We start from the raw sequence: 14,229 nt of genomic DNA on the forward strand, positions 1-14,229 counted from the left end.
GACTGGGGCCGGGACTACTACGCGGCCGTGTCGTTCAGCAACGTCCCGGACGGACGGCGGCTCATGATCGGCTGGATGAACAACTGGCAGTACGCCGCCTCAACGCCCTCGGACGGCTGGCGCAGCGCGATGTCCCTGGTCCGCGAGGTCAGGCTGGTGTGCCGCGGCGGCCGCCCGGTGCTGGTGCAGGAGGCGGTGGACCCGTTCCACACCCACGGTACCGAGGTGTTCGCGCTGGACCGGCAGCCGTTGGCGGACGGGGTGACCTGGCTTCCGGCCGGGGCCTGCGGTGATGTGCTGCGCATCGATGCGGACTTCGAGCCCGGCACCGCCGGCAGGGTGGGTCTGGTGCTCCGGGCCGGCAGCGAATCGGGCGGGGAATCCGGCTCCAGGTCCGGGCCCGGAGCCGGAGCCGGAGCGCGCACTGTCCTGGCCTACGACTGCCGCACGGCGGAGCTCAGCCTGGACCGGACCGAATCCGGCAACGTGGGGTTCCACGAGTCGTTCCCGTCGGTGGAGCGCGTTGCCGTGTCCTTGGAGGACGGCCGGCTAAGGCTCCGGGTCTTCCTGGACCGCTGCTCGGTCGAGGTCTTCGCGCAGGACGGCCTGGCCACCATCACCGATCTGGTCTTTCCCGCGAACTCCGGCACCGCCGTCGGGCTGCTGGCCGAAGGCGAGGGCGGCACCTTGGCAGGCCTCGCCGTCCTCGCCTGAGCGGCTGAAAGGGCCCAAAGCCAGCGACGGCGGGGGGGGAGACACGTGTCGAAACGAAGCCGGTCCGCCGGACCGCTGCCGGCCATCTGCCGTTCACCTGCCCGTATCGGGGATTAATTACCGGGAAGTAACGTTGCGATCTCTTGTTGAGATCCAACCTTTGAGAGGCTCCCGAATGAGCACGACTCACACCCGAGGCATCCTCACGGCCGCCGCAGCAATCGTCCTGGCCGCGTCCGCAATCAGCATCACCGCGGCCGCCCAGGCCGCAGACAATCCCACCGGCGCCGGCAACCACGGTGACAGGAACACGGCCCTGGCCGACGCCTTCAACGGCGTTGACCGGAACACGAACTGGCAGCAGACGTCGAAGCTGAAGCTGAATTTCCCGACGTACCACACGGAGGGAATCGCCTACAGCCAGGACCACATCTTCCTCTCGGTCGTTCAGATCATCGAACCGACCGTGAAGTTCCCGACCCCGCAAAACGGCTTCGACCGCACCCCCGGCAAGGGCGTCGGCCACCTGTTCGTCATGGACAAGTCCGGCGCCCTGCAAAAGGACATCGTCCTGGGAGAGGGCGACATGTACCACCCCGGCGGCATCGACTTCGACGCGACCCAGGCCGACGTCTATTACTTCGCCCCGCAGAAGAACCTCGGCTCGGACGGCGGACTCTGGTACGCCGCCGTGTCGCCCGCCGCGATCGAGCGGATCGAGCGGATCGCGGCATCCGGGCGCTACATCCCCGAGTTCCTGAGCCTGAAGAACGCCGTCGACAACTCGCGGCTGCAGCAGACCCTCAACACTCCCGCCCTCGCGACCCTTCTGCTGCTCGACGAGCAGTTGGGCTGGATCCTCGACAACGGCGGCTTGTCCTGGGCCGGCGCCCGCACGGCGGAGTCCTCGTCCGCGCTGTACGAGTGGGCGGAGGCCAGCTCCGTCGCGACACCGTTCGTCGCTGACCCCGTCGACCGCTCGCCGGTCGTCGTCACGATCGACTTCGACGAGTCCGTCGACGCGTCCGCGGTGGCCAAGAGCCTGCGCGCGAACGGCATCGTCGACACCGAGCCCTATCGAAAGCTGGGGCGCAACCAGCTCCGTATCGCGACCTTCGTCTCGATCGACCCGGACGACGTGCGTCGGCTCATCGGGGCGATCGACTACACGATCGAGCACCTGCCCCGCGGCTGAGTCCCGTCGCGCACAGGAAGCCGTCTCGCACCGCGAGGCGGCTTCCGTCGTCGGGGCCGGCGACACGTCCACCGCGCGCCGCCCCGACGCGCGTCAGTAGCTGCGTTCGCGCTCGTCGTCGTCCGGGCTGTCGGAATCGTCGTCGTCGGAATCCTCATCGTCGGAGTCGTCGTCGGAGTCGTCGTCCGAGTCGTCATCGTCCGAGTCGTCGGAATCTTCGTCGTCGGAGTCGTCGGCAGTCTCGTCCAACTCATCGATGTCGACGCCGTCGAGGTCGCCCGCGTGCAACCGCGCCTGGGGCTCCTCGTCATCGTCGTCGTCGTCGGAGTCGTCCGAATCGTCGTCGTCGTCCGCGTCGTCGTCATCGGAGTCGTCGAGGTCGTCGTCATCCGCGTCGTCGTCCGCGACGGCTGCTGCCGCCTGCGCGGCCTGATATTCGGCGAGACGGGTCGCCCACGGTACCCAGTCCGGAGCGAGCAGCGCGCCCTCACCGGGCAGGAGCTCGGCCTCGAGCACCGTCGGCTCGGAATCGTCGACCACAGCGACGCTCACGGTCCAGTACCACCCCGGGTAGCCGGCGAGGCGTGTGTGGAATCGCAGGGAGACGGCCCCGCCCTCTTCGACGGTGTATCCGGCGGCCGGGCCGATGGTATCGGCCGGGGTGATCTCACGGAGAGCCGCCAGCGCCAGGTCGTGCGCGTCGAGCAGGCGCTCGTCGGCGGCGGGCTCAGGCTTCGAAGTCATCGGCGACCTTACGCAGGACCGCGGCGATCTTGTTCGCGTGAGCGCCACTCGGGTAACGGCCGCGACGCAGGTCGCCGCCGATGCCGTCGAGGAGCTTGACGAGGTCCTCGACGATGATCGCCATGTCGTCGGCGGGCTTGCGAGACCGCTTGGCCAAGCTCACAGGGGCATCGAGCACCCGCACCGAGAGCGCCTGGAGACCGCGCTTGCCGTCGGCCACACCGAACTCCAGACGGGTGCCGGCCTTGGGTCCGGGGGTCCCGGCGGGCAGGGCGGTGGCGTGCAGGAACACGTCCTGGCCGTCATCGGTGGTGATGAAGCCGAAGCCCTTCTCGTCGTCGTAGAACCTGACCTTGCCGGTGGGCATGGACACCTCGCTGAATGTGTGCGCGATCGCGCGGCGGAACGCGGGACCCGATCGGATCCCGGCCCCTCAGCCTACGCCACGCCCGCCAGGCAGTAGGCTGACGACGATGAGCACACGTACCCCCGATGGCGACGTCCCGATCCGTCGCGTCGACCGAATCCTGGCATTCATGTCGCTGGGTCTGCTCGTCCTGTCGATCGCCTGCTTCTTCGCCGTGATCATCGGCTCCACCGCCGGGGCCGACATGAGTTCGGGCGTCTGGCCCACCGTCGGCGTCCTGATCTACGTCGCACCTCCTGTGGCCTTCGCGTGCCTCGTGGCGGTGCTCATCATGAGCTTCGTGCGAAGGGCACGCGCGAACAAGGGACGCTGACGTGCCCGAGACCTCCGACCAACGTGCACTGGCGGTCTCGTTGAGCGCCTTCGGCGACGAAGATCTCGCGCAGCTCCTCGCTGATCGCCATGTAGCGGCATCCGCGACGTGGCGCGACATGTTCGACGCCGCCGACGCACTCCTGGATGCTGGCTCGGTGGCGCGCGCCCTGCCCAGGCTGGACCGTGCGGAAGCGGAGGCGCTCGTCGCCGCCGTCATCGACGGCACCCCCGCAGAGCACGACCCCCGGCGGGCGCTGCAGCAGCGGGCGCTCGTCGACGATTCCGGCGTCCCCTACGCCGCGGTCGCCTCGGCTGTGCGCGAGGCCGCACCCGAAGGTCTCGCCGACGTCCCTCCCGGACCGTCGGCTCGTGCGGCCTCGAACGACGACGCCGCAGCCGAGTCCGCCTTCACCCACAGCGCCGCGCTGGCCGATGTCCTGATGCTGACGCTGGACGCTCCCCTGGGCCGGATCGGCTCGGGATCCCTCGGCGCGAGCGAACGCCGACGCCTCGTCGATGCCGGAGCCGCAGGCTCGGCCGAAGAGGCCGACCTCCTCGTCGGGACGGCAGCCCGCGTGGGCCTGCTGGGCTCGAACGGCCGCGCGTGGCTCGTCACCGCCGCGGGGCGGGCATGGCTGCGTCTGCCGACCCTGGAGCGCTGGGCGAGCACCGCCCGCGCGCTGCGCGACGCACTCCCCCGGGCGTACCGAACGCCCACGGGCGGATGGATGCCGCCGACCACCTGGGCGGGGGCGACACCGTTCGATCCCGCCGGGCCCGAGCGGGCCGCACGGTGGATGCACCGGTTCCGCGCCTGGGGCCTGCTCGACGACGACGGCGCGGTCCCGCCGTGGGGCCGTGGACTCGCCGACGGCGGCGATGTCGACGTCTCGGCCCTGCGGGACCTGCTTCCGCCCGAAGTGGATCGCGTGTACCTGCAGAACGACCTCACCGCGATCGCCCCGGGCCCCCTGGCCCCGCACCTCGACGTGCGACTGCGCGGCATGGCGGCGCGCGAGTCGCGGGCGCAGGCGTCCAGCTACCGCTTCAGCGCGGCGACGATCGGTGCGGCCATCACGAGCGGCGAGACCGCCGAGAGTCTGCGGGACTTCCTGACCGCGATCTCCCTGACCGGCCTTCCCCAACCGCTGGCGTATGTCATCGAACGCACCTCTGCGGAGCATGGACGCGTGCGTGTCGCCGCCGACACGGCATCCGGTCTCACCACCGTCCAGACCGACGACGAGACGCTCCTTCGTGCGATGGAGGTCGACACCGGGCTGCGCTCGGTCGCCCTCGCCCGCTCGGGCGACGAACTGATCACGCACGTCGCGGCCGATGTGGTCTTCTGGGCTCTGAGTGACGCCCGGTACCCGGCCGTGGCGGTGGACGACGACGGGCGCCCGCGGGCGGTGGAGCGGGCGAAGATGGCCACGACCGCGACACCCGAAGATCCGGCTGACGTCTATGGCCCCCTGATCTCGCGTCTGCGGGCCGGCGGAGAGGATTCGGATGCCGCGTGGCTCGAGCGCGAACTCGACCAGGCGGTGCGCGCTCGCGCGATCGTCGACGTCACCGTGCGGCTCCCCGACGGATCGGCGCGGGTGTTCCGGCTCGAGGCGACCGGTCTGGGCGGCGGGAGGCTCCGGGGCCGCGATCGCGCCGCGGACGTCGAACGCACCCTGCCCCTGTCGCACATCGATGCAGTCAGCCCGGTCGTCTGAACGAGTCGCCCCACCGGCGACCTCGCACACGGGGCACGGGTAGAATCGAACGCTATGGCTGACGGTCCCCTCATCGTTCAGAGCGACCGCACGGTGCTCCTGGAAGTCGCGCACCCCGATGCGGAGACGGCGCGACACGAACTCGCGGTGTTCGCCGAGCTCGAGCGCGCCCCCGAGCACATCCACACGTATCGCATCACCCGATTGGGCCTGTGGAACGCGCGGGCGGCCGGACACGACGCCGATGCGATGTTGCAGACGCTCGACCGCTGGACGCGCTTCCCGGTGCCGGCCTCGGTGAGCACAGACATCCGCGAGACCGTGGGCCGCTACGGGCGCCTCGTCATCGAGCGCGACGCCGACGGCGCTCTCGTGTTGCGTTCGACCGATCCCGCCGTGCTCGGCGAGGTCTCGCGCAACAAGCGCATCGCTCCGCTGCTCATCGGCCACCCCACCCCCGACAGCTTCACCGTCGATGCGTGGGCCCGTGGGCACATCAAGCAGGAGCTGCTGAAGATCGGCTGGCCCGCCGAAGACCTCGCCGGGTACACGCCCGGCACGCCGCATCCGATCGACCTCGACGAGGACGGCTGGAAGCTGCGCCCCTATCAGCGACAGGCCGTCGAGTCCTTCTCGGAGGGCGGCTCCGGGGTCGTGGTGCTCCCGTGCGGCGCGGGCAAGACGCTCGTCGGCGCCGGAGCGATGGCCGAGACCCGCACGACCACGCTCATCCTCGTCACCAACACCGTCAGCGCCCGGCAGTGGCGCGACGAGCTGCTGCGTCGGACGAGCCTGACCTCCGAGGAGATCGGCGAGTACTCCGGTCAGTCCAAAGAGATCAAGCCGGTCACGATCGCGACGTACCAGATCCTCACCGCCAAGCGCGGCGGCAAGTACGCCCACCTCGCTCTGCTCGACGCGCTGGACTGGGGCCTGGTCCTGTACGACGAGGTGCACTTGCTGCCGGCACCGGTCTTCAAGCTCACCGCCGACCTGCAGGCCCGGCGCCGTCTGGGCCTCACCGCGACCCTCGTACGCGAGGACGGCCGCGAGGGCGACGTGTTCAGCCTCATCGGCCCCAAGCGGTTCGACGCGCCGTGGAAGGAGATCGAGGCGCAGGGCTTCATCTCCCCCGCGGCCTGCTACGAGGTGCGCATCGATCTTCCGGCCGACGAGCGTCTGGAGTACGCCGCCGCCGCCGACGAGGACCGCTATCGCCTCGCGGCGACCGCGCCCGCCAAGATCGACGTCGTCAAGCGACTCATCGACCGTCACCCCGGTGAGCGGGTGCTCGTGATCGGCCAGTACCTCGACCAGATCGACGAGCTCGCCGACGCCCTGGACGCGCCCAAGATCACCGGCTCGACCCCGGTCTCCGAGCGAGAAGAGCTGTTCCAGGCCTTCCGCGAGGGGGAGATCTCGCTGCTGGTGGTGTCGAAGGTCGCGAACTTCTCGGTGGACCTGCCCGAGGCATCCGTGGCCGTGCAGGTCTCGGGGTCGTTCGGCTCCCGTCAGGAAGAGGCCCAGCGCCTCGGCCGCCTCCTGCGCCCCAAGCAGTCCGGGCACACGGCGAGCTTCTACACGCTCATCGCCCGCGACACCGTCGACCAGGATTTCGCCCAGAACCGCCAGCGATTCCTGGCCGAACAGGGCTACGCCTACACGATCCTGGATGCCGACGGAATCGACGCCGCGGCCGCGTGAGCCATATCAGCGCGCGGCGTTTCTCGCGATATCCAGCGCTTCCATGAGTGAAGTCACGATAATGGGCGCATGACAGCACCGCGCATCCTCGTCGTGGACGACGAACCGAACATCCGCGACCTGCTCATCACGAGCCTGCGTTTCGCCGGATTCCAGGTCCGGGCCGTCGCCAACGGCGCCCAGACCATCTCCGCGGTTCTCGAGGAGGAACCCGACCTCATCGTGCTCGACGTGATGCTGCCCGACATGAACGGGTTCAGCGTCACGAAGCGCCTCCGCGGCGCCGGCTACACCGCCCCGATCCTCTTCCTCACCGCGAAGGACGAGACCGAGGACAAGATCATGGGCCTGAACGCCGGCGGCGACGATTACGTCACGAAGCCGTTCAGCCTCGACGAGATCGTCGCCCGCATCCAGGCGATCCTCCGCCGCACGATGCAGGCCGATGAGGAATCCGTCATCCGCACGGGCGAGCTGACGATGGACCAGGACACCCACGACGTCAGCGTCGGCGACGTCTCGATCGACCTCAGCCCGACCGAGTTCAAGCTGCTGCGCTACCTCATGCTCAACCCCAACCGCGTGCTCTCGAAGGCGCAGATCCTCGACCACGTGTGGGAGTACGACTTCAACGGCGACGCCGGCATCGTCGAGAGCTACATCTCCTACCTGCGCCGCAAGATCGATCCGCACTCCTCGGAGCCGCTCATCCAGACCAAGCGCGGCTTCGGCTACATGCTGAAGTCGGGCAAGACCGCCTGAGCGGGGCCCCATCCTGGAGAACTCCGACGACGCGCTGACCCACTGGTGGCGCCGGCTGAGCCTTCGCACGAAGGTGACCGGCGTCACGGTCACTCTCTTGGCCGTGGGGCTGTTCGCCGCGGGCATCGGGACCATGGTGTTCCTGCGCACCACGCTGATCAACAACCTCGATGAGCAGCTGGCGCAGCAGGCGGCCGGAAACATCGCGAACAGCATCTTCGTGACCAACGAGGTCGACGGCCAGGTGCGGTTCACAGAGGTCGACAACGCCCCGCAGATCGGTTCGATGGTCGTGGTGTACAGCCCGGACGGCCAGCGCGTGGCGTTCTTCAACGGCACGGCGATGAAGACGGTGCCGGAACTGCCCGAGACCTTCACCGTCGAGCAGACCTACAGCCAGGTCGATCGCCGTATCGAACTCCAGGACCCGGTCTCGGGTCAGCACTTCCTCGCGCGCGTGGGCCAGCTCGTCCTGCCCGGCTACAACGGCGTCTACACCCAGATGGTCATTCAACCGCTGGCTCCCACCGACCGCATCGTCGCCGCCTACCTCGGCATCTACGGCTTCGTCGCCCTGCTGATCCTCATCGCGAGCGCCCTGTTGACCCGCGCGCTGGTCACGCTGACCTTCCGCAGCCTCGGCCAGGTCGAGACGACGGCGATGGACATCGCGGCGGGCGATTTCAGTCAGCGTCTGACCGACATCGTGCCCGACACCGAGGTGGGCCGGTTGAAGGCGGCGATCAACGCGATGCTCGGGCGCATCGACGGTGCCCTCAACCAGCGGGATGCCACGGTGCGGCAGATGCGTCGATTCATCGGCGACGCGAGCCACGAGCTGCGCACGCCGCTGGTCACGATGCGCGGGTACGCCGAGCTGTACCGGATGGGAGCGATCCGCTCCGACGAGGACGTCGCCCAGGCGATGGAGCGCATCGAGAAGGAAGCCATCCGCATGGGCGCGCTGGTCGAGGACCTCCTCGCCCTCGCGCGCCTGGACGAGCGACGGGACGTGGCGATCACGACGCTCGATCTGCGCCCGATCGCTCGCGACGCCGCCCTCGATCTGCGGGCGACGTCTCCGCACAGAGAGGTCACGGTCGACGACACCACGAGCCGCGACGAGGTCGTGTTGCCGGTGATGACGCTGGAGCCGGCGCACGAGGCCGAGAGCGACGGGACGGGGTCCTCGGTCAAGCGCCGCACGGCCCCCACGACGTCCGCGATGGCGATCGCCGGTGCCACTCTCTCGCGCCTGCGGAGACGTTCCCGCGATGCCGCGGAGGCCCCGCAGCCCGGCGAGCCGGCGTCGGCTTCTCGTGCCTCCGCCATCACCACCGGAGCGCACACCGCGCCGCGGCTGGCCCCGATCGTCCTCGGCGACGAGAACCGCGTGCGTCAGGTCGTGGCGAACCTGCTCGGCAACGCCCGCCGCTTCGCTCCCGAAGACTCCCCGATCGGCTTGCGGGTGGGGGTGGATGCCGAGGCCGACATGGGCTGGATCGAAGTGATCGACCACGGAGAGGGGATTCCCGAACAGATCCGTGAGCAGATCTTCCAGCGCTTCTGGCGCGCCGACACGTCGCGCACCCGCGAGACCGGCGGCTCGGGGCTCGGGCTGTCGATCGTGGCCTCCATCGTGGATCTCCTGCACGGCACCGTCGAGGTCTTCGACACCCCCGGTGGCGGGGCGACGTTCCGCGTCTCCCTTCCGCTCGCCGCACGTCGCGATGCGAGCGAGCACGCGCTCATCGAGACGCAACCACTCGAGCGCCTCAGCGACGTCCCTCTCCCCGACGCCCCCGCCTGACGCCGTCGGCTTCTCTGCCAGACGGTCGGGCCCCTGGGCCCTCACTGGCCCCGCGCCCGCGCTGCTCACGCGCCCGCGCTGGCGCCGCGCCCGCGCTGCGCCGGGTCCTCGGTGCCCCGCGCCCGCGAAGCGTGCCACGCGCGCTCCCGCACCTCGCCCAGGAACGTCGGGCGTACGTCACCGACGCGCCGCACCGAGGAACGAGGAAGGCCCCCTCCCGGAGGAGGGGGCCTTCCTTACTGCCGAAGCGTGGATCAGAAGTCCATGCCACCCGTGGGGTCGCCGGCCGGAGCCGGGTTCTTCTCGGGCTTGTCGGCGACGACGGCCTCGGTCGTGAGGAACAGACCGGCGATCGACGCGGCGTTCTGCAGGGCCGAGCGGGTCACCTTGGCCGGGTCGATGATGCCCTGTGCGAACAGGTCACCGTACTCGCCGGTCGCGGCGTTCAGGCCGTGTCCGACGGGCAGCTCGGCGACCTTGTTGGCGACGACACCGGGCTCGAGACCGGCGTTCAGCGCGATCTGCTTGAGCGGGGCCTCGATGGCAACCTTGACGATGTTCGCCCCGGTGGCCTCGTCACCCGTGAGCTCGAGCGTCTCGAACGCGGTCTTGCCCGCCTGGATCAGGGCGACGCCACCACCGGCGACGACACCCTCTTCGACGGCAGCCTTGGCGTTGCGTACGGCGTCCTCGATGCGGTGCTTGCGCTCCTTCAGCTCGACCTCGGTGGCCGCGCCCGCCTTGATGACGGCGACGCCACCCGCGAGCTTGGCGAGGCGCTCCTGGAGCTTCTCGCGGTCGTAGTCGCTGTCGGTGTTCTCGATCTCGCGACGGATCTGGGTCACGCGACCCTCGATCAGTGCGGAGTCACCGGCACCCTCGACGATCGTGGTCTCGTCCTTGGTGATGATCACCTTGCGGGCGCGGCCGAGCAGGTCGACGGTGGCGTTCTCGAGCTTGAGGCCGACCTCTTCGGTGATGACCTGTCCGCCGGTGAGGATCGCGATGTCCTGCAGCTGCGCCTTGCGACGGTCACCGAAGCCGGGAGCCTTGACGGCGACCGACTTGAAGATGCCGCGGATCTTGTTGAGCACGAGCGTCGCGAGAGCCTCGCCCTCGACGTCCTCGGCGATGATGAGGAGCTCCTTGCCCTCCTGGATCACCTTGTCGACGATGGGCAGAAGGTCCTTGATGTTGGAGATCTTCTGGTTCGCGATCAGGATGTACGGGTCTTCGAAGACCGCTTCCTGACGCTCGGGGTCGGTGACGAAGTAGGGGTTGATGTACCCCTTGTCGAAGCGCATGCCCTCGGTGAGCTCGAGCTCGGTGCCGAAGGTGTTGGACTCCTCGACGGTGACCACACCTTCCTTGCCGACCTTGTCGATCGCCTCGGCGATGAGCTCGCCGATCGCGGGGTCAGCGGCCGAGATGGACGCGGTCGCAGCGATCTGCTCCTTGGACTCGACCTCTTTGGCCGAGGCGAGCAGCTCGTCGGTGACGGCCTTGACGGCCTTCTCGATGCCCTTCTTGAGCGAGATGGGGTCGGCGCCGGCGGCGACGTTGCGCAGGCCCTCGCGAACGAGCGCCTGGGCGAGGACGGTCGCGGTGGTGGTTCCGTCACCGGCCACGTCGTCGGTCTTCTTGGCGACTTCCTTGACCAGCTCGGCGCCGATCTTCTCGAACGGGTCGTCGAGCTCGATCTCCTTGGCGATCGAGACACCGTCGTTCGTGATGGTGGGAGCGCCCCACTTCTTCTCGAGCACGACGTTGCGACCGCGCGGGCCCAGGGTCACCTTGACGGCGTCGGCAAGAATGTTGAGGCCGCGCTCGAGACCGCGCCGGGCCTCTTCGTCGAAAGCGATGATCTTTGCCATAAGTGTGTCGTCCCTCCCGGACGGGTGACTTCCAAATTTGGCACTCGACGAAAGCGAGTGCTAACTCATTCTGGCACTCGCCCCTGGGGAGTGCAAGCCGCCCCGACCCCGCACGAACGACGCCGCCGTGGCATCCGGTGAGGGATGCCACGGCGGCGGGGAGCGAGGGGCTCAGGCCATGAGGCGAACGGACTCCGCCTGCGGACCCTTCTGTCCGGATCCGACCGTGAACTCCACGGCCTGGCCCTCCTCGAGGACTCGGAATCCGGTCATCTCGATGTTCGAGTAGTGGACGAAGACGTCTTGGCCGTCCGTCACGGTGATGAAGCCGTAACCCTTCTCGGCGTTGAACCACTTGACGGTGCCCTGGGCCATGCGAACTCTCCTGTTGCTGAACGACGAGGTCATCGTAAGCACGCGGACCCGCGTCGTTCCGACCCCGGAGGCCATTGTTGACACGGCGGCATCCAACTTTTTACGCCGCGGAAACACGCGGCGCAGCGGGGCTCAGGGAGTGGGCTGGCCGGTGGCCCGATCGAGCCCGATGACCACGACCAGCCGCTTCTCGGCGCTCTCGTCGTCGGGAGATCTCCGCGCCCCCGATCGCATCGGCCAGTCCGCGCGCGGCCTGTTCGTCGTCGGGACGCAGGTAGTACACCGTCGTGGTGGCGAAGTCGGTCGTGTCGGAATCGCCGGTCTGCACGGCATCCCCCGGCCAGCCGAGCTCGACGATGCGATCGCGGAGGTTGCCGGCCAGTCCCTCGTCGGCCGTGCCGTTGAGCACGACGACGGAGTAGGAGGTGTCGATCACCGCGGGGGTGGTCTCTTCCACCGTCGGCGTCGGCGCGGGATCGGAGCCCAGCGAGATGCGTCCCGAGGCCACGAGCACGCCGAAGATCCCGACGATGACGAGGAGGACCGTGGCCAGCGCGGCCCAGAGGAACACGACCCAGCCGCGGGAGCGGGGACGTGCGGCCCGATGGGCGCCGACACGGCCCGCATCGGCCGGAAGGTCGTCGAAGCGATCCCGAGGGAAGGTCGATCTGGCCATTGGACGATGCTACCGGTCGGTATCCGAACGCCCGTCACCGGGCCGCGGCGCGGCCGAGCCGGGCGCGGTGCTGCTGCGCGGCGTCGTCACGGCGCCGACGGAGCCGCCGGACGAGCATCGGGTCGTGGGCCAGGGCCTCGGGGTCGTCGAGCAGACGCCCCAGCAACTGGTAGTACCGGGCGGGGGCGAGGTCGAACTCGGCCCGGATCGCCTCTTCCTTCGCCCCGCCGTGCCGACGCCACTCGGCCTCGAAAGCGAGGAAGGCGCGGTCACGGTCCGAAAGAGGCACGTCGTCACGCTACTGCGCGCGCTGCGCCGATTCGGGATGCCACGCCACCCAGGCCCCGAGAGGATCGACGCTCGCGAGGACGTCGCCGTCGAGCGCGAGGGCGAAGCCGCCGGGCCGCAGAACCGGAGGGCGGTTCCACGCGTCGTGAAGGCCCGCGGCATCCAAGGTCACCCACCGGCCGGCGGAACGCGCGGCAGAGATCACCGCCCCGCGGTGGCGGCGGGGGACGTGGGCGAGGACGCCCGGGGTGGTCACCACGAGCGTGGCATCGCGCGGCGCCCGCGCGGCCAGCACGGGCAGGGCCTCGGCGCCGTCGCCGGCGACGAGCACGGGCGGGTCGGCGGCGGCGATGTCGAGCGCTGCCGAGATGCGCTCCAGACGCCCCTGCTCCCCCGGCCAGACCAGGCCGGTGAGCCACGCACGGTCCTCGGGGTCGCGGGCGTCGAGCGGTTGCAGGTCGATGCCGGCGCGCCACACGACCTCGGGCAGGCGCAGCGGCGGCTCCCCCTCGACGTCGCACTCGAGCACCACGGCGCTGCGTCCGTCCCCGGGGTCGAGGTGCGTCACCGCACCGTCGGCCGAGCGGAACCGGTACGAGTACCGGTCGGGGTAGAGGCACAGCCCGGCGCTCGCGCCGATCTCGAGGAGCGCGATCGGCCCGTCGATGAGCGACAGCGCCGGGAGCAGGGCCGCGCAGCGCAGCGGCTCGTTCGTCTGGATGCTCCGCCGCCCGCACTCGGCGACGATCGCGTCGGCGTTCGCGACGACCCATTCCGCCCAAGCGTCCCCCGTCTGCATCGGCGCTCCGAGCAGGCGGAGGACCGCGAACACCAGCGGCGGTTGGCGGTGCGTGTCCGGAATGCGCGCGAGGACGGATGCCACGGCCCCATCCACGGCGACCCGCAGAGCCCATTCCTGGTAGACCCGCGAGCGACCGGGCGCCTCGTCGCGGGCGAAGCGGGTGTAGCGGTCGACGACGGCGGTCACGGCATCCTGGTCCACCCCGGCGATTATGCCGCGACGGGCATCGCCGAGCCTGGACGGGAGAGAATGGACGGGACGAAGGAGACCATCCATGACCTACGCCGTCGAAAAGTCCGACGACCAGTGGCGGGCCGAACTCAGCCCCGAGCAGTACGCCGTCCTGCGACAGGCCGGTACCGAGCGCGCCTGGACCGGTGAGCTGCTCGACGAAAGCCGCGCCGGCCTCTACACCTGCGCCGCCTGCGGCTCCGAGCTGTTCCAGAGCGGCACCAAGTTCGACTCGCACTGCGGGTGGCCGAGCTTCTACGAGTCGGTGCGCCCAGAGGCGGTCGAGCTGATCGAGGACAACAGCCACGGCATGCAGCGCACCGAAGTGCGGTGCGCCAACTGCGGCTCCCACCTCGGCCACGTGTTCCCCGACGGCTTCGGCACGCCCACCGGCGACCGGTACTGCATGAACTCGCTCTCGCTGAGCTTCACCCCCGTCGACGAGGCATGAGCGCGCTCGAAGCGATGCGCGACCGCCGGTCGTGGTCGAAAGTCACCGACGAGGCCCCCACGGGGCCCGAGCTCGAGGCCTTCGTCGCCGCGGCAGGTCGCGTCGCCGACCACAAGTCGCTCCGCCCGTCGCGGATC

Annotated in this window: 15 protein-coding genes; 8 read left to right on the forward strand and 7 right to left on the reverse strand. The window is 69.6% G+C overall.

The genetic code is table 11. The features are described from left to right. Both LQV45_RS07660 and LQV45_RS07665 read left to right on the forward strand, forming a co-directional pair. Positions 1 to 714, forward strand: a 714-nt coding sequence (locus tag LQV45_RS07660) for a GH32 C-terminal domain-containing protein (protein WP_230006485.1), incomplete at its 5' end; no start/stop codon positions are given. Positions 715 to 889: 175 nt separating this feature from the next. Continuing rightward, positions 890 to 1,909, forward strand: a complete 1,020-nt coding sequence (locus tag LQV45_RS07665; RefSeq protein ID WP_230006486.1) for a DUF6454 family protein — start codon at positions 890 to 892, stop codon at positions 1,907 to 1,909. Positions 1,910 to 2,002: 93 nt separating this feature from the next. Here the strand turns inward: LQV45_RS07665 and LQV45_RS07670 are convergent, their stop codons facing one another. Beyond that, positions 2,003 to 2,653 carry a DUF3027 domain-containing protein gene (locus LQV45_RS07670; RefSeq protein ID WP_230006487.1) on the reverse strand — a complete coding sequence of 217 codons (651 nt, stop codon included), beginning with the start codon at positions 2,651 to 2,653 and terminating at the stop codon, positions 2,003 to 2,005. Then, the gene (locus tag LQV45_RS07675; protein WP_138172656.1) at positions 2,637 to 3,020 is read right to left on the reverse strand and encodes a cold-shock protein; all 384 of its coding nucleotides are present in this window, start codon (positions 3,018 to 3,020) and stop codon (positions 2,637 to 2,639) included. The genes LQV45_RS07670 and LQV45_RS07675 overlap by 17 nt, the downstream gene beginning before the upstream one ends. A gap of 106 nt (positions 3,021 to 3,126) precedes the next feature. Between LQV45_RS07675 and LQV45_RS07680 the strand changes: the two genes are divergently transcribed. The 5 genes from LQV45_RS07680 to LQV45_RS07700 all read left to right on the forward strand — a co-directional run bounded on the left by LQV45_RS07680 (position 3,127) and on the right by LQV45_RS07700 (position 9,395). Beyond that, complete coding sequence (locus tag LQV45_RS07680; protein WP_138172657.1) at positions 3,127 to 3,393, forward strand: multidrug ABC transporter ATPase; 267 nt, start codon at positions 3,127 to 3,129, stop codon at positions 3,391 to 3,393. A gap of 1 nt (position 3,394) precedes the next feature. Further along, positions 3,395 to 5,119 carry a helicase-associated domain-containing protein gene (locus LQV45_RS07685; RefSeq protein ID WP_230006488.1) on the forward strand — a complete coding sequence of 575 codons (1,725 nt, stop codon included), beginning with the start codon at positions 3,395 to 3,397 and terminating at the stop codon, positions 5,117 to 5,119. Between the two features lie 54 nt (positions 5,120 to 5,173). Further along, positions 5,174 to 6,823 carry a DNA repair helicase XPB gene (locus tag LQV45_RS07690; protein WP_230006489.1) on the forward strand — a complete coding sequence of 550 codons (1,650 nt, stop codon included), beginning with the start codon at positions 5,174 to 5,176 and terminating at the stop codon, positions 6,821 to 6,823. A 69-nt stretch (positions 6,824 to 6,892) separates the two neighbouring features. Next, positions 6,893 to 7,585: a response regulator transcription factor gene (locus LQV45_RS07695; protein ID WP_230006490.1), complete on the forward strand. Its 693-nt coding sequence runs from the start codon at positions 6,893 to 6,895 to the stop codon at positions 7,583 to 7,585. 133 nt (positions 7,586 to 7,718) lie between these two features. Then, entirely contained in the window at positions 7,719 to 9,395 is a 1,677-nt protein-coding gene (locus tag LQV45_RS07700) for a cell wall metabolism sensor histidine kinase WalK (RefSeq protein WP_230006494.1), read from the forward strand. Between the two features lie 254 nt (positions 9,396 to 9,649). Here the strand turns inward: LQV45_RS07700 and groL are convergent, their stop codons facing one another. The 5 genes from groL to LQV45_RS07725 all read right to left on the reverse strand — a co-directional run bounded on the left by groL (position 9,650) and on the right by LQV45_RS07725 (position 13,611). Beyond that, on the reverse strand, positions 9,650 to 11,269 hold the full coding sequence (gene groL / locus LQV45_RS07705; protein ID WP_230006491.1) for a chaperonin GroEL: 1,620 nt from the start codon (positions 11,267 to 11,269) through the stop codon (positions 9,650 to 9,652). A gap of 171 nt (positions 11,270 to 11,440) precedes the next feature. Continuing rightward, positions 11,441 to 11,644, reverse strand: coding sequence for a cold-shock protein (locus tag LQV45_RS07710; RefSeq protein ID WP_138172662.1), 204 nt, complete (start codon positions 11,642 to 11,644; stop codon positions 11,441 to 11,443). Between the two features lie 100 nt (positions 11,645 to 11,744). Then, positions 11,745 to 12,320, reverse strand: a complete 576-nt coding sequence (locus tag LQV45_RS07715) for a LytR C-terminal domain-containing protein (protein WP_230006492.1) — start codon at positions 12,318 to 12,320, stop codon at positions 11,745 to 11,747. Positions 12,321 to 12,354: 34 nt separating this feature from the next. Next, on the reverse strand, positions 12,355 to 12,609 hold the full coding sequence (locus tag LQV45_RS07720) for a DUF3263 domain-containing protein (RefSeq protein ID WP_138172664.1): 255 nt from the start codon (positions 12,607 to 12,609) through the stop codon (positions 12,355 to 12,357). Between the two features lie 9 nt (positions 12,610 to 12,618). Continuing rightward, positions 12,619 to 13,611, reverse strand: a complete 993-nt coding sequence (locus LQV45_RS07725; protein WP_230006493.1) for a DUF2332 domain-containing protein — start codon at positions 13,609 to 13,611, stop codon at positions 12,619 to 12,621. Positions 13,612 to 13,684: 73 nt separating this feature from the next. Here LQV45_RS07725 and msrB point away from each other — a divergent pair, with 73 nt between their 5' ends. Continuing rightward, the gene (gene msrB, locus LQV45_RS07730) at positions 13,685 to 14,092 is read left to right on the forward strand and encodes a peptide-methionine (R)-S-oxide reductase MsrB (protein WP_138172667.1); all 408 of its coding nucleotides are present in this window, start codon (positions 13,685 to 13,687) and stop codon (positions 14,090 to 14,092) included. The last annotated feature ends 137 nt before the right edge of the window (positions 14,093 to 14,229 follow it).

Source organism: Microbacterium sp. Bi128 (genome assembly GCF_918698205.1).